The sequence below is a fragment of the Legionella spiritensis genome, assembly GCF_900186965.1.
Classification (GTDB): Bacteria; Pseudomonadota; Gammaproteobacteria; order Legionellales; family Legionellaceae; genus Legionella_C; species Legionella_C spiritensis.
The window spans coordinates 81,582-102,586 of sequence record NZ_LT906457.1; the positions used below are offsets into that span (position 1 = coordinate 81,582).

Here is a 21,005-nt window from a genome sequence, read left to right on the forward strand (position 1 = left end):
AGTGCGTCATAGGCTTGCTTTACAAAGGCATGCACCACCGACTTAAGCTAAAAGAAATTACAACTCCATTGAAACGATACCATCAGCCTCTTTAAGCAGATGGTTACAACGCTCTTGAATCATTTTCTTATAGTGATGTAAGTATGCTCTTTCATCATCATTAATCCCAGCTGAATGACATTCCCCGACTGAGGCACTTAATTTTTTACCCAAGTATTTCAACCTATTCGTTACAAAGGAGCGAGGCAATTGGCATGTGTCAGCAAAATCAGCTAATTGATAAGCATTAACATTATTTTCATCAAATTCATCACCCAATGCCATTGCCAGGTCATGTTCAAATTCAGGATACATTTTGATATTCACTAAATCATAAAAGGGTGTTAAGGACAGGCCTTTTGATCCGACGAAAAAGCTAATATTTTTGCCATGGGCATCGCAATTAAATATTAATGTATTAAATAGCACCCAGTCCAACATCCGTTGCTTTGCAAGCGCTGGGTTTTCGCATTGATTTGCAAACTCAAATAGTTTCTCTAAACTCACCCCATCTCTAATATGCGCTACATCCCGCCCGCTTCCAAAATTACGTTCATATTTATAATCAGGAGGGACATTTAATGCCTGACATCCATCGATCATATGACGCCTCTTAACTTCAGTTAGGGAAATAAAATGTCTATCAAAACGCTCTACCAGTAATGCCGGATTTTTGCCATAACACAGCAATTTAGCATTAGCGACATTAAGTCCACAAAGACGAGCTAATCGCATGGTGACATACTCATTCAGGACTAAGTGAGCTAATTTTTGCTTCTCAAACTTAAGAATATGTGTTGAGCACAAATTACCTTCACCAAAACCAAGTTGATTTTCCTCGTTTAACACAACATTAATTTTATCTTGAACACCGGCTACTGAAAGTCGAGGTTTTCCATCCCAGATAATCAAACTAAATTCATCTCGGCTATCCAAGCGTTGCTCCAATTCTTTGTCAAGGACTGGACGAAAAGATGTTTTTATTGGGGACGATTGTGTTGGAGATCGGAAGACTAATGAGCCGGGCGTGTCTAAACCAAGAGCGCGAACCAAGCCAAATGTATTGCCTTTGCTCAAGTGAAACGTGTTAATCAGCTCTTCTAAGGCATTTCCTTCTGGAAGTAAATTACGAAGAAACCGCGTTACATTTAAAGGTGGTATTTCTCTATCTAATGGTAAGTGTGGTGAAACGGGATAACCATTTTGTTGCCAGTCAGGGCGATAATGCCAATGTAATTGATCGTTAACTAACGATAGTTCTGCAATAATGTTATCACCCAAATAAACATCCAATACATGTTCACTGCCAATCATTATCAACTTCCCCACTTTCCTGCCATGGCTGGATATATAAATTTATACCTAAAGCAGTACATATTTTTAAAACCGTTTCCAATTGACTATTAGGATGTCCATGTTCTACTTGCATGTAGGTTTGTTTTGCCACACCACAAAGTGCAGCTGCGTCTTCCTGACGTAAATTACTTTGTGTACGCCTTGCTCTAATTATTTGCCCTAATAATTTGGACGTCAGTTTTTGTTTTAGATCAGGCGTTGCCAGCCTCTTTACTTGTTTTGCCATAAAAATCCTATTGTAGTAGGTTTTATTACGTTTTTTGTTTTATACCTAATATAATCCTATTATAGTAGGATTAATGCAAAATGGGAAGCCTGATGGTTTAATAATCCTATCCTAATAGGATTATTAAGGTTTTAAGTGCATATAAACAACCTTATCTTGCAATAAATTGTGAATACAGTTCGACCAACTCTCTAGCGCATCCTGTCTCGGTGGCAACATTTCATTACGATTATAAGTTGCCATAATCCTTGGCATCTTATGCCCCAAACATTTTTCAATGACCACTGGGTCTACTTGCAGGGTTTCACCAAGCTGTGTGGCAAAGGTGCGCCGTAAGTCGTGAGCAGTCCAGTCTGGGATACCTAATCGCTCTTGGATGCGTTTAATTGCTCTGGGAATAGCATTTTCAGTCATTGGATGAAATCCATCGGCGCCGGTAAGGACGTAATCTGAGTGGCTTAAAGGCTTAAGTTGCAAAAAAAGAGATTTGGTTAACTGGCTCAAGTGGACTTTATGAATAATGCTGGCTTTGGAGTGCATTGCCGGGATCGTCCATAGGGAGGCATCTAAATCTATTTCATGCCAGCTGGCAAGCCGCAATTCAGCGGTTCTAACGCCCGTCAGCAGCATGATCTTGATGGCTATGCGGGTTTGGGTAGACATTTGTGAACCATCACTATCTAAAAACAGCCATAAGGCTTTAATTTCTTCAAGACTTAATACCCGCTCCTTGGGCTTTTCAATACCGCCTATATCTCGCGAACGAATATTATTGGCAGGATTAAACGGCATGTAACCACGGCTGACAGCATAATTAAACATTTGCTTAATGGAACTTAGGGTGCGGTTGGCAAGTATGCGAGCGCCCCGTTTAACGATGGTATCCAAGGCATCACTGATATCTCTGGTTTGTACCTCATCAAGTTTTTTCTTACCCAAAAGAGGGATGATATCGTTATCAATCTGACGTTTGATGACGAAAGGGCGCTTGACATGCTTTTCAACATAGTGCGAATACCAGTTCAAAGCGAGTTTGTCGACGGTATTATTATCCTGTTCTGCCTGGGCTTGTATCACCGATTTGGGATCAATGCCTTCTCTACGCATTTGTGACAACTCAAGAAATCGCCGCTTAGCATTAGACAAACTCATGGCAGGATAATGCCCCATCGTAAACTTGGTGGTGGTGCCATTGATTTTATAACGATAAATCCAGCTTTTGACACCGTTGGGCGTGACACGAATACCAAATCCAGCACCTTCAAACTCTTCATAGCGTTTGTCTTTGGCTTTTAAATTTCTGATGTAAGTATCTGTAAAGTTTTTCATCAAAATCTCATATCATTAGGTCGCTCGGGGTACACTTTGGGGTACACTTAATTATGTGCTGGAATGATATTCGATGTAAATATCTGAAAAGAGACATTTTAAAAATTAACTATAAATCATGATCTTAAAGCATAAAATGAAATTATTTGATATTATTTGAAATCGCATATTAAATGACTGTTAATCATTAGGTCGTCGGTTCGAGCCCGTCCCGGGGAGTCAATCCCATATCCCATATGGCTTCTGGCTCGATTCATCAGAAATTCAAATTTTACGTGTCGAATATGTGTCGAAGTTTGGGGTAGAGCCTCTTAATATTTCCTTAAGTTTTATAGTCTAAATTTTGTTGGCAAATAAAATAACATGGAGACTATAAAATACCCTTCAATATAGAATTAAGAAGATTTTATCCAGATAGTAATGCTTCTATCAAAATACAGGCTAGCAAAAATACGATCACTATCTATTGTAATGGTCCAGAGAGTCAAACTCACAAACCTCTTGCAGCTTGGGCTCATTTAGAGGAGCATTTTATAACCGACTTGCCTGGTTACCATCAAGATTGGGTACGAGGTCCAGATGCACCACATATCAAGCGCAACCATACTAACGAAGCTGAAGTACCCATAGCGCATTTTCATAGAGAATTCGAATCTGAAGTGACTCCTGAATTGCTTGCCTTATATTTAAATAATATTTATACCCAACAACAAGAGCACTACGAAGAATCTGTCAAAGATTATTCTTTTTTTGAAAATGAAGGTGAAGTAGAGGAAATTATCGAGAAATTTACTATTTACTATAAAGAGTATGAAAAAAGTGATGTGGAAAAGCTCTTTAATGACGAAACCAAGCTTACTCCTGAGGAAATAATTGCTTATGAAACGGCGGTATCAGAGCATAATGAAGAAAAATTCCTAATGGAAGAGATGGCACAAATTTTTATACAACAAATGTTTTTCAAGCCACCTACCAAGGGAAGAAGTATCCTTTTTAATTATAACCTTGAGCCTACGGAAGAGAGCGATAGTAGACCTGAGTGCGTCTTAATGTAATAACATTCGGCTTTGACCGGCTGTTAGCGGCCGGAGAAATTTGCCAATTATTTTTCAATTAAAACAGATATTTATTGTAGACGTACAAAAAATGCGCGGGACAAAGGGGACAAATGACAGGGATTCTATCAACGGTCAAGGTATAAGGCTTTTTCCTTTTGTCGAGCATGGATGCTTTTTATCTTGCTATCAATTTGGATTGGAATTATTTAAATCAGTTAAATAGTGCGTTAAAAAATCAAAATGATCTTCTTCTCTTTTTACATTCATGGACATAACAGTATCTTCAAATTTAGGCTCGGTAGTTTCTAATATTGTTTTAATATCGAGTTTAAGTTTTTGAGATAAATCAAGCAGTAGCTCCAACCCCTCTGTGTCTGAAGATTCTAAAAAAGAGTCCATATAGTTACAAAGAAGAAGACGAATGCTTTCTTCTACATTATTTTGTTCTGATTGAGTTAAATTAATTGAGTTGACTCTGGACATAATCGGTTGCAGTACATCAACTATATAAGCTGAGCGGTTAAGATTATTGTCTTTAAGCCAATTTAATCTATCAAACAAAGCCGCTTTGAAGACATCAGAATTGTTATGAGAAAAACTGCTTAATTTTTGATGAGCAGACATTTGTCTATCTGTCGAAACTGAAAAAATATTATTTAAAATTGAAAATGGTTCCTTCCTGTCTTTATTCAATGCGATAACACTTCCTTCAAAAAAAGCATGCGGTGTTAATAGAATCGAGTTGAGATCAAGTTTGAGCTGTTTTGATAAATTGATTAATTGTTCTATGCCTCTTGAATTAGACCGGCTTAAATCTGAAGTTATAAAGTTGCAAAGAATCGCTTGAATATCGTCTGAAACCATTTTTATTTCAGGTTGAGTTAACTTAACTGAGCTGGCCAAATGCATGATGGGTTCCAAAACGCTTTCCACATTAATAGAACGATTGTACTGAATATCACTTAACCAAATTAAACGATTCAACAAATCGTTTTTTACAGACTGGTCTGCTAAAGGATCATAATTTGTGGGTGTCGTGTTCAGGTTGTCTGAAGACTCCTTATATTCATCTTCATAATCCTCACTATCTTCTTCCATTGTTGATACTATAGATCTTAATCCATGATCTGAAACATAAGGATATTGCCTGGCTTCACTCTGTATCAAGAAACCCACTTTCTTATCGTGAGGATATTCATCAACCAATTTCGACAATGCTTCATCATTGAGCTCCGGGTTTAGTAACCGAAGACAATCAAGATAATTTTCTTTTGAGTTATATTGTGTAATTTTAGATGTACTATTCAAGGCATGGGTTATTAGATAATCAGTTACAGTTTTCTGATCTCTATCAGTCATTTTACCTAAAATATCCCTGTATTCAGACAAGCCTTTCTCTATCAGGAATTTGAAAATTTTGCTGGCACCGCCCCTTGCGGCAGTATTTAAAATGGTCTCGTAAGGATGATCTGATATATTTCCTGGCTCGCGAGCCCAATCGAGAAATTCTTTCATAATTGGCTCTTTGCCGGGTCTCGTTTTAGCCCATTCATCAAAAGCTCTTTGGAATAAATCAACATTATCGCTCAACGCAGCTATATGTAATAACGAATACCCTGCAGAAAAGTTATGAGAGTTGTTATTGTTTGGACTCTTGAAAATCTCACAATCATATTGTTGGCGGGTGCTTTTTTGTACGTGATATTGGGTACATTGTTGCCAATAAGGATTATATTTTGGATCTAATAATACCGCCACAACCTTAGGATCGGCGTTGTGTATTGCTCGTTTTGTAATCTCAATTGCTTCTTCGACACTAGTTAATTTGATCAGTTTATTTTGAAACAAATAAGCTAATTTCTTACTCGCATCATGCCCTTTTTCAAATATACTGTAGGCATTTAATAATAAGTGGTTAAATAAAGTCGAATCCTCCTGAAAAACGTGGACTCCATGGATTATCACATTATCTTTTAATATATCATTAAAAAAATCCATATCTTTAAAATCTTGAAAATGGTCTTGAAACGCCTGGAAGTCTGAAAATGTAAGGAGATAATATAGCAGTTGCATTTTTGAAAACTGTAAAGACTGCAATTGAGAAAACGATAACCCCATATCAGCAAGCAATGCTGTTACCAAAGGGCTATCTCTTAATTCTGGCCATGTATTAATGGCTTTGGTGCATAATTCCAGGCAGGCATTTTTATCAATGTCTCCCTTTCTGTAAAACAGGATTATTTTAGAGAAGGCAACGGCTGGTTCAATTAATCCTGATGACGGATTATCATTAGTCAGTTTGATAACTTCTTCTAATGTTGTATCTGCCATATGACAACTTATTAAATGCACATAAAATATACATAAATTATATACAAAAGAATTGGTTTATGGAGATTAACAGATTGTCTCAAGGTTTGTTTTCTCATCAATGTCATGGTCTTATTTCCGGGAGAAGATTAGTCTCAGCACAGATTTTTGATTTTCCCTCGAACAGCCCCTCTCCCGCACTATGAGCTTGAGTAGCCGGCACATCATGCCAACTGGCCATTATCCTTGGACCATTATTCCCATTGATAGACGAAATGAAACTATGGAAGCTCTGGAACACGCCAGTGTTCATCAGAGTATTATTTCTTTCTGTAAATTCGTAGCGAGTTGCCTTGAGGGTTGATAGTTACGCATAAGCCAAGTCTTGGGACTGCTAATTCTGTGGAAGATGGTTGCACTCCCATACATTTGAAGAAGCTATCGAACGATAGCTTCCTGACGCTCGCAATTTATATATTAAGGGCCGCCAGGTCCTTTGGGAGGCGCCATTGACTTTAATACAGCATTGGTTTTAGCGTCCAGCTCGATGACATCATAATTATCACTTGCCAGGAGCTCGGCAACTTCAGGATGCGCATTTGCAATGGCAACCAGGGGGGTTGGAACGTCAAGGTTATAACGTTGCAGTGTTTTGTCCAGGCAGTTTTTTGGGTCGTACTGTTCTTTCTTATATCCGTCCTGGGTGGTTTTGAGATAGTCTCCCCATAACCTTTGGTTAAGTTTGGTAGCTAACTCCGGTGTTTGTACTACCTCCATTGCTATATTTTTATCATGTTTTGCCAGGAAATAAAGATCATGGTGATTGAGATTGTCCAATACTTTCACAACTATATTTTCCAGGCCTATTGTAAGCGCAGTCCTTTTCGCTAAACCACTCAAGTCTTGTTGGAAAAATTGCTGGCTTACCTGCGACAAACGTGCGGTATCTCGTGGATCTAAAAAGTTTCTATTTAAATAATATATTACCTCGACAGGCAAGTCGGCTAAAGATAGTTTATTTTGTGAATCGGACATAATTAGCTCCTTTGAGCCCATGGAATGTATTTTTAATACATTCTGTTTTAAAAGTGCTCATTATAATGGCATTCCAGGGTATTATGCAACTAAATAAAGAAAAATGTGCACAGAGCCCAGGTTCTGCGCACCAATTTTTTTCCGATCGAAAACAAGGCAACTATTGTTGCACACCAAATAATAATGTCATGTAGCCCGTCATGAAGGCGAAGCCGAAATGCGGGAAAACGTTCCTAATTGGCACATCAAACCCGCAATACGGCCACAGGTCTCCTTACGGGCTACTGCCTTTTCGCAAAAAAATGGTGCGAAGGAAAATTGGTTCACAGAGCCTAAGGATTTGGCAAGGTTTTAAAAAGGGTCTTCAGAACAGTAACGCGTAGTAAAAATCATTATTTTACAAGCCAATGAACATGGTTATGATGAATTGCTCGATGAATCAGTTGAGCAGAAAAATTTGAGTATGCCAAAACCACACACGGTCATTGTTGTTCTGGAAGCTCGGGCAGGTAAAGAACAGGCGTTGGCGTCGGGATTAAAAGCCGTTGTAAAACCCAGCCGTTCGGAAGATACCTGTCTGGAATACAGACTGCATCAAAACAGCGACAATCCGACCCAGTTTGTTTTGTATGAACAATGGGAGAGCAGGGAGAAGTATCAGGAGCAGTTTACCAAACTTATATTGTAGAGCTGGGTGAGAAGCTGGACACCTTGTTAGCCAAACCGTATCAGGTCATTTTGCAACAGAACTGTTTTGAATCCTGGTGAAAAGCAGGGCGGCGCTTAAAATGGCACCCGTATTTACTATTTCCATTGGTGGTTTGTTTTTATTTTATTAAAAAACGATTAATATGACGGTTACATTTCATATTAATAATTCATTATGTTAGTCAGAATACTGGTTTTTTGGGGGTTTATAAACGTCGTTTTTGCCGGTCCGTGGATGACCGGGCCCTTGCTTGCCCCTTCCGGAAAAACAATTCCGCCCGGCGATATTAATATTGAGCCGTATGCGTTTTATACGGAATACCCCCAGGGATTTAAAAATTTTGAAGTGGTGCCGATTGTTTCTTTCGGAATTAGTAATTTCCTGGATATTCAAATGTCACTGCCCTACGATTACAGTTGGGTTAATGGTGCACACGGCAGCGGCATTGGGGATTACAGTCTGGCGCTGGGTGTTCAGCTGCTGAGGCAAGGTGACAATAATTCGTGGCCGGATGTGCGCCTGATGTTTCAGGAGATATTCCCGACCGGTCGGTTTGAGCGGTTGAGTGATGCTAAAATGGGCACCGATCAAACCGGCTCCGGTGCAAATACCACCCTGGTCAGTTTGAATTTTCAACGGTTGACAAGTTTGCCCCGCGATCATTACTTACGTACTCGCCTGAGTCTGGCGGCGGCGACATCCAGTAAGGTGCACGTGGTCGGACGGAACACGTTTGGTGGTACCAGAGATACGACCGGGGTGGTCGACCCGGGCAATAATTATGCTATTGATTTGGCGTTTGAATACGCGTTAACGCAGCATTGGGTGCCTGTTTTTGAAGTCTTGTATACCAAAAGCACCGCCTCGAATTTTGACGGCAATCCCGGTTTTACTCCAGGCGGTACCGTGGCGAGCATTGGCGGTTCGGGTGGAGAACAAACGTCGTTGGCGCCGGCGCTGGAATATAATTTTTCAGCCAATCTGGGGGTCATTGTCGGGGTCTGGTTTTCAGTCAAGGGACCCCAGGCTGCAAAATTCACAACAGGAACCATAGCGGTCAATTATTTCATTTAATTATTGTCAGGTTCCGCGCACTTATTTTTTTGCAGGCCGGGCTGCCAAACTGGCAACCCGATACGCCCTAGATTTCAACAACAATCGTGCCTTCATCAACACGGGTCGGATAAATTTTCAAAGGCTTTGGTTTGCTGATTTTTCCGAGCATGGTTCCGATTGCCGGTGGCCAGGGTGACCAGCAGTGGATATGGCCGGTTGCCAGATCGAATTCACTTTTGTGGAAAGGACAGATAATGCTGTTATTGGCGGTAATTTTACCTTTGGCCAGAGGGAGCTTGAAGTGCGGACACTGTGCGGCCATGGCGTAAACGTTTTGATCATGCCAGATGAACAGTATCTTGTGGCCTTCAATAGCCATGGTGTGTCGTTCTTCCTCCTGTAATTTTGCCAGCGGCAACGCTTCTTTCCAGGCCATGATGAGATCCCTCGCTTATCAAACAGGCACTTATCATAACAGCCATTCACCACGAAGTCAGCAACTGGTAACAGGGCCGTTTTATTTGAGAATAATTCGCATCATTCTGGCCGCGATGAGCCTGGAATAGTCCTGATTTGTATAAAGAAAAACCATTATCGCTTTAATTCACGAATACCCCCTTGATCATCGTTGCAAGTTCATAGGCTAGAAGTATAAAATGCGAGATTATTTTCCCTTTCGATAAATGGGGCTTGTTGACATTTCATTCCATGGCTGAAAATGGCAACAAGCCTTGTCCAAGGCAAGTATATTAAGGAGGGAGCGTGCGCTCTTTGTTGAAGAATAACGCGTTTTTTGCGATTTTAATGATAACATTGATGACTTTCCCTCATCTGTGCAGTGCGGAAGAAGGCGATGATACGTCGGAACAAGCACCGCGCCCGAAAATCGTAGAGCCGCTCATCGACGGGTTTTATCCGGAATATCCCGAAACCAAACCAGCCGACGGCGCTCAGGAAAAGTTAATCAAACGCGGCGAATACCTGGCTAAAATCGGGGACTGTATTGCCTGTCATACGGATGTAAAAGGTGGAACGCCGGCGTTTGCGGGCGGGTTGCCGATTGACACGCCATTCGGAACGTTTTACAGCCCCAATATCACTCCCGACAAGGAAACGGGTATTGGCAAATGGACGGAAAAGGATTTTATTCGCGCTATGAAAGACGGGCGCGATCCCAAGGGGCGTAATTATTTCCCCGTATTTCCCTACGTTTATTTTTCCAAAATAACCGATGACGACGCGCGTGCATTATATGCCTACTTCATGAGTATTCCGGCCGTCAAGCAGAAAAACAAATCGTTGCCTTTCCCGTTTAATTTACCGGGGGCCCGCTTTTCACTATGGGGCTGGAATCTGTTGTTTTTCTTCCCGGAAGAAAATGAGATTCGCTACGAACCGGATAAATCACCGGCCTGGAACCGGGGTAAATACATTGTCGACAGTCTGGGGCATTGCAGCATGTGCCACACCCCGCTCAATGTATTCGGGGCGCCCAAGAATCGTTATTACTTAACGGGCGGCTTTGTTGATGGGTATTGGGCTCCGAATATTACCAAATACGGTTTGAGTTCCGCGTCCCATTATGAAGTGGCCAATGTGTTCAAGGAAGGTGAGTTGATTAATCGCGCCGGTCCGGTGGCGGGGCCTATGGCGGAAGTGAACCATAACAGCTTAAGTTACCTGACTGAAGAGGATCATTTAGCCATCGCCACGTATTTAAAAACAGTCGTAAGCGAGGAATCGCTTGGTGTTCCCGGCTCTGATCAGCAACCGACCCTCAAGCGAGGCAAGCAGGTTTACGTCAATGCCTGTATTATTTGCCATCAGGACAATAAAATGGGCGCTCCGTATATCGGGGATGGAGCCAACTGGTATCGTCGCCTGAAAAGCAGCGGTTTAAGCGGTCTTTACCGCCATGCCATTAACGGATATAACAGTATGCCCGTCAAAGGCGCCTGTGTGACCTGCAGCGATAATGATATTATGGCGGCAACGGATTATATCCTGAATAAATCGTTATCACGATCGCAATGGGCTGATCTGGAGAGTCATGGTACCAAGAAGTATCATGCCAGCGGCAAGGACGTGTATGATGAAGACTGTAGCGTGTGTCATAACGAAGGCAAGATGGGGGCGCCGAAAATTGGTGACAAGGAAATCTGGAAACCCCTGATTGCACAAAACATGGATGTTTTAATCGAAAATACCATACGCGGTGAAAATCATCCCCAAAATGGTGGTTGTAAACATTGCACGACTCGTGAAGTGATTGAAGCCATCAAATACATGGTGAGTCGTTCGACAGAGGAAGGTAATTACTCCTTATGGTGATGGTGGATGGCCATAATCGGAACCGGCCATTCAAGTTATTATCTGTGCCGACTGCCTGCAGTCGGTCTGTTATTCATAATAAGTCGAGGAATGAGGATGCTAAACGGGTTTAAGGTAAGCAAAGTGCTTGCCGCCTTGGGTGGCGTGTTAGCCGCCCGGACTGCAATGGCAGCGGCAGATTACTGGCAGTTAAATATGTACAGGGGGGTTACGCCTCTTAGTAAGGATATGTATGACCTGCACATGATTGCCATGGCTATTTGCGCCATTATCGGTATTGTTGTTTTTGGCGTTATGATTTATTCGCTGATCCATCATCGTAAATCCAAAGGTTATGTTCCCGCCGGTTTTCATGACAATACCCGGTTGGAAATTGTCTGGACCATTATTCCTTTTTTAATACTGGTCGGTTTGGCTATCCCGGCGACCAAAGTGCTGATGAGCATGGACGATACCGATAAATCCGATGTGACCGTCAAGGTCGTGGGCTCGCAATGGAAATGGCAATATCAGTACCTCGATCAAGGCATTAGTTATTACAGTAATTTGTCAACACCTTATGATCAGATCCAAAACAAGCAGAAAAAGGGACAATGGTATCTTCTGGAGGTAGACAAGCCTCTGGTGCTGCCGGTTCATAGAAAAATCCGTTTTCTGGTGACGTCCAGTGACGTGGTTCACTCCTGGTGGGTTCCCGAATTGGGGGTCAAGCGTGACGCTATTCCCGGATTTATGCACGAATCCTGGGCCCGTATTGAGGAGCCCGGTGTTTACCGTGGGCAGTGTGCCGAATTGTGCGGTATAAATCACGGTTTTATGCCCATCGTTGTGCAAGCGGTAAGTGATGACGAGTTTAATAAATGGGTGGCTCAGCAAACGAAAGTTCAGGATGTTTACGCCGTTGAACAGGAAAAACCGAAAGAGCAGCCTAAAATGACCCGGGCGGAATTAATGACCATGGGTAAGGCCAAATACGAACAAATCTGCTCTGCCTGCCATCAGGCAAACGGTACCGGTATGCCGCCCGTTTATCCGGCGTTGAGAGGCAGTTCCATTTCCGTTGGAAAACCGATATCCCGACATGTGAAACTTATTCTTGACGGTGTACCGGGTTCCGCAATGCAGTCCTACAGGAATCAGTTGAGTGATCAGGAGATTGCCGCTATTGTGACCTACGAGCGTAATGCCTGGGGTAATAATACCGATGACGAGATACAGCCGGCAGACGTTGCCAGAATACGAGAAGGCGACGCTCAAGCGCCTAAAAAAGTGAATAAAGCGAAAGTTGGAGGTTTGCGATGAGTCAAACGTTGGTACACGGCGAAGCACATGAAGAACATGGACCGGAGCAAGGCAAGGGCATACTGGGATTTGTGAAGCGTTGGTTGTTTACCACGAACCACAAGGATATCGGCACCCTGTATCTTTGGCTGGCAATGATGAGCTTTTTTGTTGCCGGAGGCATGGCTTTGTTAATCCGGGCCGAATTGTTCCAGCCTGGCCATCGTTTCCTCGATCCTAATTTTTTTAACCAGATGACGACAATGCACGGTTTGATCATGCTGTTTGGAGTTGTGATGCCGGCGTTTACCGGGATGGCCAACTGGCAGATTCCAATGATGATTGGCGCTCCGGATATGGCATTGCCGCGTTTGAATAACTGGAGCTTCTGGTTACTGCCATTTGCTTTCGCATTGTTGGCATCTACGTTGTTTCATGCCGGTGGCGGCCCTAATTTCGGGTGGACCATGTATGCGCCTTTATCGACAACTTACGCACCGCCAAGTACCGATTTCATGATCTTCTCCATTCATATGATGGGATTGTCCTCTATCATGGGCTCCATCAACATTATCGCAACCATTCTCAACATGCGTGCCCCCGGTATGACCTTGATGAAAATGCCGATGTTTGTCTGGACCTGGCTCATTACGGCGTTTCTGCTCATAGCCATTATGCCTGTTCTTGCAGGAGCCGTGACGATGATGCTTGCGGATCGCCATTTTGGCACCAGCTTTTTTGACGCGGCCGGAGGAGGGGATCCCATACTGTTCCAGCACGTGTTCTGGTTTTTTGGCCATCCTGAAGTGTATGTTCTGATTCTGCCTGCGTTCGGCGTTATTTCGCAGATCATCCCGACCTTCAGCAGAAAACCGCTGTTTGGTTATCATTTCATGGTTTTTGCTACGGTCAGTATCGCTTTATTGTCTTTTATCGTATGGGCACACCATATGTTTACGACCGGTGTCCCTCTTGGGGCCGAGTTGTTTTTCATGTACACCACCATGCTGATTGCGGTACCGACAGGAATTAAGGTCTTTAACTGGGTCGGCACGATGTTCAAGGGTGCGATGACCTTTGAAACACCGATGCTTTTTGCGATAGCGTTCGTCTTTCTCTTTACTATCGGTGGATTTACCGGATTGATGCTGGCTCTGGTTCCGGCAGATTATCAATATCAGGATACGTATTTTGTAGTGGGACACTTCCATTATGTGTTAGTCCCTGGTGCCATTTTCTCCTTGCTGGCCGCGACGTATTACTGGCTGCCGAAATGGACCGGCCATATGTATAACGAGCGTTTGGGAAAATGGCATTTCTGGTTATCGGCTATTTCCGTTAACATTGCGTTTTTTCCAATGCATTTTCTCGGATTGGCGGGAATGCCTCGCAGAATACCGGATTATGCGTTGCAATTTGCCAATTTTAATATGATCTCAACCATTGGTGCGTTTATCTTTGGTTTTTCACAGTTGCTCTTTCTATATAACGTAATCGCAACGGTTCGCGGCCATGGCAGGAAAGTGGATGCCCAGGTCTGGGAAGGTGCGCATGGACTGGAGTGGACGTTATCGTCACCTCCGCCTTACCATAGCTTTACAACGCCTCCTGTTGTTAACTAGCAGGACAAAATGGAGGTGTCGGTAAACATCCGGCACCTTGGTGTCTATGATAAGAAAATTGTTTTAAGGGTTATTCAAGCGAGGTAAGATGGCTGTCAAGGGTCATGCAAAACTGGTATTAATTTTGTTTGTGGTCGTTATTGGCATGTTTGCCTTTGGCTTTGCGTTAGTACCTATTTATAACAGCCTGTGCAAGACTTTTGGAATTAACGGCAAAACGAATCAACAGGCGATAGCCTATGATGCGAAAGATGCGATTGTCGCTAAAGACCGGGAAGTGACTGTAGAATTTGTTGCAACTAATAACGGTAACGTCCCCTGGGCATTTTATCCCAAGGTTAAAAAACTGACAGTCCATCCGGGAGAGATTGCAAAGCTGGCGTTTTACGCAGAAAACCAAAGCCGATATCGCATGACGGTTCAGGCGATACCCAGCGTTACGCCAGGGATCGCAGCCAAATATTTAAAAAAGACGGAATGTTTTTGTTTTACGCAGCAGACGCTCAACGGCCATGAGGCGATGGATATGCCGTTGTTGTTTCATCTTGACACGGATCTGCCTGCAAATATCAGAACAATTACCTTGTCATATACGTTATTTGATGTAACAAGTCGTATCATTAATTAATACTGCCAATACCCGTCCTGTGGTAGCTGGCCGCATTGTAAACAGGAGAAAAAAACATTATGGGAGCGCACGGTACCTATTACGTCCCCAAACCGAGTCATTGGCCGATTGTTGGTTCCATTGGTTTAACAACTACCCTGGTGGGTGCGGCGAGCTGGTTGCACAGTGATTGGTATGGACCTTATATTTTTACCGCAGGTCTTGTCATTCTGGTTATCATGATGGTTGGCTGGTTTGGTCAGGTTATCTATGAAAATGAAAAAGGACTCTACGATTTGCAGGTTGATCGCTCGTTTCGCTGGGGAATGTGCTGGTTCATCTTTTCAGAGGTCTGTTTTTTCGGCGCTTTTTTCGGGGCTTTGTTTTTTTGCCGCTATTGGTCGGTGCCTGTTCTGGGTGGTGAGGTTCATCCCATAACCCATTATACGTTATGGGCTGATTTCAAGGCATCCTGGCCGCTTTTGAGTAATCCCGATAATCAAATCTTTGTCGGGGCACGGGAAGCTATGGGCGCCTGGGGACTTGCCGCGATAAACACCTTAATTCTGTTAACCTCAGGCGTTACCATCACCTGGGCACATTGGGCGCTGAAATTAAACAAGCGCAAGCAATTGATCGCTGGCATGATTTGCACCATTCTGCTTGGTGTACTGTTCCTTGCCCTGCAAACCTACGAATACCATGAAGCTTATACCGAGTTGAATCTTACACTCGATGCCGGGATTTATGGAACGACCTTTTTTATGCTAACCGGATTTCATGGTTTGCATGTAACCATTGGTACTATCATGCTTATGGTGATTCTGGGTCGCTGCCTCCGCGGACACTTCACACCGGAGCGCCATTTTGCCTTTGAAGGAGTGGCCTGGTATTGGCATTTTGTGGACGTTGTCTGGCTTTTCCTGTTTATATTTGTTTACTGGTTATAATAAACACGATTAAAGTTTGGTGTTGACGACCAGGCCGGGTCGATATTTGATTTGTTCTATAGAAAGAATGTAGGTGAATAGATAGCGACTGTAATTAATTTGATGGACAATCGCTTCCCCCCAAAAATATTTCGCATGAAATGTGACGGGGCTGTTTCTATCCAGAAACTCCGTGCAGGTTAATATCATTTCCTGCTCGGAGAGTTCAACAAGATTTCCTGCCGTTTCCAGATCGTTGCACTTGAGAAACACCTCAACTGGGTGTACAGGTTGAATTTGCATACACTTCTCCCTATATAATAATTATTGACCATAAAGTATGTAAAATAAACATTTAATTAAAATATTATTTTTTGTTTTGCTTACGATTAGTGAATCAGGATAGGTTTTGGTACATGAGGGAAGCAATATGACTAACTTCTATACTTGTTTTCCGGTAAAAATGTTTGATTTTAAATCATTTCAGCCAATAAAAGATAAGTGCACAGAGCCTGGTACTACATCTACGTCGTTTTGCCCGGTCAAATGGTTCTAAAATTGTCAATTGTCTACGTGCCGCGACTTGTTCGCGGCATCCATGAGTGTGTAGCTCTGAACTTTGAACCCCTGGTTCCCGCGAACAAGTCGCGGGACATAGGCGTTTTTTAAGAATTAAAACCATGCAAAACGAAATGGTTCCGTGAACAAAATTAATTACGGCTGCAAAAAGGCGTATGATTTGTCCCTTTTTGTAGCCCGCCATGAAGGCGAAGCCGAAATGCGGGATAACGTTTCTGGATCCACAAGTCCAATATTGTGGCATAAAACCCGCAATACGGCCGCAGGCCTCCTTACGGGCTACCGCTCCTTTGTAAAAAAATAGTACCAGGATATGTTAGTGTACTGAGCCAGAGTGTGTCGACAATTATGGTGTGATGATTTGTTGAATGACCGATTCCAGATCACTCAATGATTTGTAATGAATAATCAAGGAACCTTTACCGGATTTCCCCTGTTTCACATGAATTTTTGTACGCAGGTGATGGGCAAGCTGGTCTAGTTGCGTTTTGACTTGTTCGCTGACGTCCTTAACAGGAACTGCCGGTTTTGCATGGCCATCTTTAACACGTTTTACCAGCTTTTCCGTTTCACGTACGGACAAACCTTTGGCCACCACGAGTTTGGCAACGTACGATTGCTGTTCCTCCTCCAGCACTAGCAGAGCACGGGCATGTCCCATATCCAAATCGCCATATTCCAAAAGACGACGCACGTCTTCTGCCAGGGACAGTAATCTTAAAAAATTACTGACCGCCGTTCGCGATTTGCATAATAAATCAGCGACTTGCTGGTGCGTCAAATCAAATTCACGGGTCAGTCGATACATGGCACGTGCCTGATCCATGGCGTTCAAATCCTCTCGCTGCAGATTTTCAACCAGCGCAATGGCCATGGCGGTTTCATCATCCACTTGCCGGATAACGACCGGTACTTCGCTTAAACCCGCAAGCCGTGAGGCGCGCCAGCGCCGTTCACCGGCAATGATTTCATAATGATCGGGACGGATTTCCCGGACAATTAGCGGTTGCAACAAACCTTGTTGTTTGATGGAGTCTGCCAGTTCAGCCAGAGAATCTTCTTCTATGTCGCTGCGTGGCTGATACTTTCCGGGCTGCATGACATTCAGCGGCAATTGTAACGGTTGATCACCCTTGGACTGCTCGGATGGTAAGGCGAGATCCTTATGGCCAAGCAAGACTGATAAATTGCGACCTAACCCTCCTCGCTTTACTGTCATAATGTTCCTCTGTTTAACCTGATACGGTTTGTTTACTAATCATTTCTGCGGCCAGCACCATGTAAGCGGCCGCCCCCGCCGAAGATTTATCATACTGCAAGGCAGGCATCCCATGGCTTGGCGCTTCGGCCAACCGTACGTTGCGTGGAACGACCGTACGATAAATCTTATTGCTAAAATGCTCGATTAATTGTTTGGATACTTCCGAACACAAGCGATTGCGCACATCATACATAGTCCTTAGCACGCCTTCAATGTGCAATCTCGGGTTGACGCTTGTCTTGATCTGTTCAATTGTTGAAATTAACGCGGCCAGACCTTCCAGCGCGTAATATTCACATTGCATGGGGATCAGGACGGAGTCGGCGGCAACCAGCGCATTGATGGTCAGGGTATTAAGAGCCGGGGGACAGTCAATCAGGATGATGTCGTACTCGCTCTGCACGGATTGCAGGGCTTTAAACAGGAACGTTTCCCTGTGATTTCGTTCCATCAGGCTGACTTCGGCAACGGTCAAATCACCATTGGCGGGAATCAAATCGTAGCCACACGTTGTTTTCAGGCAGGCCTGAGCCGCCAGACAATCCCTTAAAATGACGTCATTGCTGGTATGCACCAACTCATTTTTATTGACACCGGATCCCATGGTTGCGTTTCCCTGGGGATCCAGATCCACGAGCAACACCTGTTGTTTGTGGGCGGCTATGGACGCGGCCAGGTTAATAGCCGTTGTGGTCTTGCCCACGCCACCCTTTTGATTTGCAATGGCTATGATTTTCGCCATGGTTATTCCTCGGTTTTATTTTCGATAATCACGGAACATCGTTCCTCGTCAAGACCAGGAACGTCGTAGCGATGTACCTGGTAAGGAAAATCAATCATGGATAATTCCGTTTGCGGGTAGCGTCCCTTCATTGCCAGCCATATTCCATGAGCGTCAATGACATGCTTTGTCCAGTGTATCATTTGTGCCAGATCACTAAATGCCCGGCTTATTACTGTATCAAAAGCCTGTGCCGGGTGGTAGTTTTCAATACGGCTTTGTATCACTTCAACATTATCCAGCATCAGATGTCGCTGAACTTCTTCGAGGAATCGCGTCTTTTTGCCATTGCTGTCAAGCAGGGTAACACGCGTTTGCGGTCGGGCAATAGCCAGAGGAATACCCGGCAGACCGGCACCCGAACCCACATCCACAATCCTGGCGCCTCGTATAAAAGGTAAAACGGCCAGACTGTCTAACACATGGCGGCTGACCATGGCCGGGATCTCGCGCACGGCGGTCAAATTATAAACATGATTCCATTTATTCAATAATGACAAATACGTCAACAGGGCATCGCTGTGGTCAGGAAGCCCAAGTTGGGAAAGTCCCTGTTGCAATAAACGCGTTGATTGTTGCGTGGAGGTCATGCCGGGATCCGTCGTTTTTTCAAATGAACGAGCAATAGAGACAGCGCCGCAGGCGTCACGCCGGAGATCCGTCCGGCCTGAGCCAGGGTCGCTGGCCGGATCCGGCTGAGTTTTTGTACGATTTCCGTAGACAGGCCGGAGACCTTGCCGTAGTCAAAATCGTCCGGCAAACGGGTGTTTTCATGTTTGCGCAAACGAGTAATTTCAAGTTCCTGGCGTTCGATGTAACCGGCGTATTTGCTTTGAATTTCAACCTGTTCGGCCGCATCGGGTGCGATATCGGGTAATTGCAGCGCGTTTATCGCCTGTAAGTGCCTGTAAGTGACTTCCGGCCGTTTTAACAACTCGGATGCACGACAATCCTGTTGCAGCGGATTTTCCAGAAAAGTTTGCAACCCGTCATGAGCGCTTGCACGCACCATCGTACTGTGTAAAGCTCTCTGAGCTTGTTCAATGGCATCTTTTTTCGCACAAAACACCTGCCAGCGCTCCTCCGACACCAAACCCAATTCATACCCCCTGGCGGTCAAACGCAGATCGGCATTGTCTTCACGCAGCAACAGGCGGTATTCCGCCCGGGAAGTAAACATGCGGTAAGGTTCCTGGGTTCCGCAAGTTATCAAATCGTCAATCAATACTCCGATATAGGCTTCATCACGGCGTGGACACCACAAGTCTTTTTCCTGAACGAAAAGAGCCGCGTTCATTCCGGCGATGAGTCCTTGCGCCGCGGCTTCCTCATAGCCTGTCGTTCCATTGATTTGGCCTGCGAAAAACAGATTGTCTATCGGCTTGGTCTGTAAAAACGAAGTCAAACCTCTGGGGTCGAAATAATCGTATTCAATGGCATAACCGGGCCGAGTGATGTGGGCGTTTTCAAACCCTTTGATGGTACGGACAAATTGTACCTGCACCTCAAAAGGCAGGCTGGTTGAAATACCGTTGGGATAAATTTCATCGCTGGTCAACCCTTCCGGTTCAACAAAAATCTGGTGTGAGGATTTGTCGGCGAAGCGTACGATTTTATCTTCAATGGACGGGCAATAACGAGGCCCCACGCCTTCAATGGCTCCGGCAAACATGGGCGAGAGGTGCAGGTTGGCATGAATGATGTCATGGGTTTCCTGAGTCGTATGGGTAATATGGCAAGGCAATTGGCGCGGGTGCATGGCAGCCTTGCCCATAAAGGAAAACACCGGTACCGGCGTGTCACCGGGTTGTATTGTCATCTGCGAGTAATCCAGCGAGCGGCTGTCGATACGGGGCGGTGTTCCCGTTTTGAGGCGGCCTACGGGAAGATCAAGTTCGCGAAGTCTTCTGGCTAGAGCGATGGCCGGCGGATCACCGGCGCGTCCTCCGGCGTATTGATTCATGCCGATGTGGATTTTGCCGCCAAGAAACGTCCCGACGGTCAATACTACGGCTTTGGCGCGCAGCGTCAAACCAATCTGGGTGACGACCCCGCAAACCCGACCGTTTTCAATCACCAGATCGTCAACCGCTTGCTGAAACAGGCTCAGATTGGGTTGTTTTTGCAGTGTTTGCCGAATGGCCTGGCGATAGAGGACGCGATCGGCCTGCGCACGGGTAGCGCGCACGGCCGGCCCTTTGGAGGCATTAAGCGTACGAAATTGAATGCCTGCCTCATCGGCGGCCAGCGCCATGGCACCGTCTAAGGCATCTATTTCTCTGACCAGATGGCCTTTACCGATGCCGCCAATGGCCGGGTTACAGGACATTTGGCCCAGCAAATCCATATTGTGGGTTAACAGCAGGGTTTGTGCGCCCAGTCGGGCTGCCGCCAGAGCCGCTTCCGTTCCGGCATGGCCGCCCCCGATCACGATGACGTCGTAGTGTTTGTCAAGATTCATAATGGCCAGAAAATTGTGCAACAAATTGTGGAATT

19 protein-coding genes are annotated in these 21,005 nt (G+C 44.4%); 8 read left to right on the forward strand and 11 right to left on the reverse strand.

From position 1 onward, the window contains the following. Nucleotides 1-57: 57 nt before the first annotated feature. The 3 genes from CKW05_RS00415 to CKW05_RS00425 all read right to left on the reverse strand — a co-directional run bounded on the left by CKW05_RS00415 (nt 58) and on the right by CKW05_RS00425 (nt 2,950). A complete protein-coding gene (locus CKW05_RS00415) occupies nt 58-1,353 on the reverse strand; it encodes a HipA domain-containing protein (protein WP_095140518.1) in 1,296 nt (431 codons plus the stop codon). Then, entirely contained in the window at nt 1,340-1,621 is a 282-nt protein-coding gene (locus CKW05_RS00420; protein WP_058484723.1) for a helix-turn-helix domain-containing protein, read from the reverse strand. The genes CKW05_RS00415 and CKW05_RS00420 overlap by 14 nt, the downstream gene beginning before the upstream one ends. A gap of 123 nt (nt 1,622-1,744) precedes the next feature. Further along, complete coding sequence (locus tag CKW05_RS00425) at nt 1,745-2,950, reverse strand: tyrosine-type recombinase/integrase (protein ID WP_058484722.1); 1,206 nt, start codon at nt 2,948-2,950, stop codon at nt 1,745-1,747. Nucleotides 2,951-3,492: 542 nt separating this feature from the next. Between CKW05_RS00425 and CKW05_RS00430 the strand changes: the two genes are divergently transcribed. Further along, entirely contained in the window at nt 3,493-4,005 is a 513-nt protein-coding gene (locus CKW05_RS00430; RefSeq protein WP_058484721.1) for a hypothetical protein, read from the forward strand. Between the two features lie 189 nt (nt 4,006-4,194). Here CKW05_RS00430 and CKW05_RS00435 read toward each other — a convergent pair whose 3' ends face one another. Together CKW05_RS00435 and CKW05_RS00440 are read right to left on the reverse strand one after the other, a co-directional pair. Next, nucleotides 4,195-6,339 (reverse strand): hypothetical protein, encoded by a 2,145-nt coding sequence (locus tag CKW05_RS00435; RefSeq protein WP_058484720.1) that lies wholly within the window; start codon nt 6,337-6,339, stop codon nt 4,195-4,197. Between the two features lie 456 nt (nt 6,340-6,795). Next, nucleotides 6,796-7,353 carry a hypothetical protein gene (locus CKW05_RS00440; protein WP_058484718.1) on the reverse strand — a complete coding sequence of 186 codons (558 nt, stop codon included), beginning with the start codon at nt 7,351-7,353 and terminating at the stop codon, nt 6,796-6,798. 463 nt (nt 7,354-7,816) lie between these two features. Here CKW05_RS00440 and CKW05_RS00450 point away from each other — a divergent pair, with 463 nt between their 5' ends. Both CKW05_RS00450 and CKW05_RS00455 read left to right on the forward strand, forming a co-directional pair. After that, complete coding sequence (locus CKW05_RS00450; protein ID WP_133141163.1) at nt 7,817-8,041, forward strand: putative quinol monooxygenase; 225 nt, start codon at nt 7,817-7,819, stop codon at nt 8,039-8,041. A 195-nt stretch (nt 8,042-8,236) separates the two neighbouring features. Then, nucleotides 8,237-9,136, forward strand: coding sequence for a hypothetical protein (locus CKW05_RS00455; protein ID WP_058484715.1), 900 nt, complete (start codon nt 8,237-8,239; stop codon nt 9,134-9,136). 67 nt (nt 9,137-9,203) lie between these two features. Here CKW05_RS00455 and CKW05_RS00460 read toward each other — a convergent pair whose 3' ends face one another. Next, nucleotides 9,204-9,554 carry a Rieske (2Fe-2S) protein gene (locus CKW05_RS00460; protein ID WP_058484714.1) on the reverse strand — a complete coding sequence of 117 codons (351 nt, stop codon included), beginning with the start codon at nt 9,552-9,554 and terminating at the stop codon, nt 9,204-9,206. Nucleotides 9,555-9,934: 380 nt separating this feature from the next. On the opposite strand from CKW05_RS00460, the gene CKW05_RS00465 reads away from it, so the two are divergent. The 5 genes from CKW05_RS00465 (at nt 9,935) to CKW05_RS00485 (ending at nt 15,909) form a co-directional block, all read left to right on the forward strand. Beyond that, nucleotides 9,935-11,449, forward strand: a complete 1,515-nt coding sequence (locus CKW05_RS00465) for a c-type cytochrome (RefSeq protein ID WP_058484806.1) — start codon at nt 9,935-9,937, stop codon at nt 11,447-11,449. A 96-nt stretch (nt 11,450-11,545) separates the two neighbouring features. Continuing rightward, nucleotides 11,546-12,751, forward strand: coding sequence for a cytochrome c oxidase subunit II (gene coxB, locus CKW05_RS00470; RefSeq protein ID WP_058484713.1), 1,206 nt, complete (start codon nt 11,546-11,548; stop codon nt 12,749-12,751). Then, nucleotides 12,748-14,352, forward strand: coding sequence for a cytochrome c oxidase subunit I (gene ctaD, locus CKW05_RS00475; protein ID WP_058484712.1), 1,605 nt, complete (start codon nt 12,748-12,750; stop codon nt 14,350-14,352). The genes coxB and ctaD overlap by 4 nt, the downstream gene beginning before the upstream one ends. 88 nt (nt 14,353-14,440) lie before the next feature. Next, the gene (locus CKW05_RS00480) at nt 14,441-14,980 is read left to right on the forward strand and encodes a cytochrome c oxidase assembly protein (RefSeq protein WP_058484711.1); all 540 of its coding nucleotides are present in this window, start codon (nt 14,441-14,443) and stop codon (nt 14,978-14,980) included. Nucleotides 14,981-15,039: 59 nt separating this feature from the next. Next, nucleotides 15,040-15,909, forward strand: a complete 870-nt coding sequence (locus CKW05_RS00485) for a cytochrome c oxidase subunit 3 (protein WP_058484710.1) — start codon at nt 15,040-15,042, stop codon at nt 15,907-15,909. A 9-nt stretch (nt 15,910-15,918) separates the two neighbouring features. Here the strand turns inward: CKW05_RS00485 and CKW05_RS00490 are convergent, their stop codons facing one another. The 5 genes from CKW05_RS00490 to mnmG all read right to left on the reverse strand — a co-directional run bounded on the left by CKW05_RS00490 (nt 15,919) and on the right by mnmG (nt 20,970). Beyond that, nucleotides 15,919-16,191: a hypothetical protein gene (locus tag CKW05_RS00490; protein WP_058484709.1), complete on the reverse strand. Its 273-nt coding sequence runs from the start codon at nt 16,189-16,191 to the stop codon at nt 15,919-15,921. A gap of 622 nt (nt 16,192-16,813) precedes the next feature. Continuing rightward, a complete protein-coding gene (locus CKW05_RS00500) occupies nt 16,814-17,686 on the reverse strand; it encodes a ParB/RepB/Spo0J family partition protein (RefSeq protein ID WP_058484707.1) in 873 nt (290 codons plus the stop codon). Between the two features lie 13 nt (nt 17,687-17,699). Further along, complete coding sequence (locus CKW05_RS00505) at nt 17,700-18,470, reverse strand: ParA family protein (RefSeq protein WP_058484706.1); 771 nt, start codon at nt 18,468-18,470, stop codon at nt 17,700-17,702. Between the two features lie 2 nt (nt 18,471-18,472). Beyond that, complete coding sequence (gene rsmG, locus CKW05_RS00510; protein WP_058484705.1) at nt 18,473-19,099, reverse strand: 16S rRNA (guanine(527)-N(7))-methyltransferase RsmG; 627 nt, start codon at nt 19,097-19,099, stop codon at nt 18,473-18,475. Next, nucleotides 19,096-20,970, reverse strand: coding sequence for a tRNA uridine-5-carboxymethylaminomethyl(34) synthesis enzyme MnmG (gene mnmG / locus CKW05_RS00515; protein ID WP_058484805.1), 1,875 nt, complete (start codon nt 20,968-20,970; stop codon nt 19,096-19,098). The genes rsmG and mnmG overlap by 4 nt, the downstream gene beginning before the upstream one ends. Nucleotides 20,971-21,005: the final 35 nt, after the last annotated feature.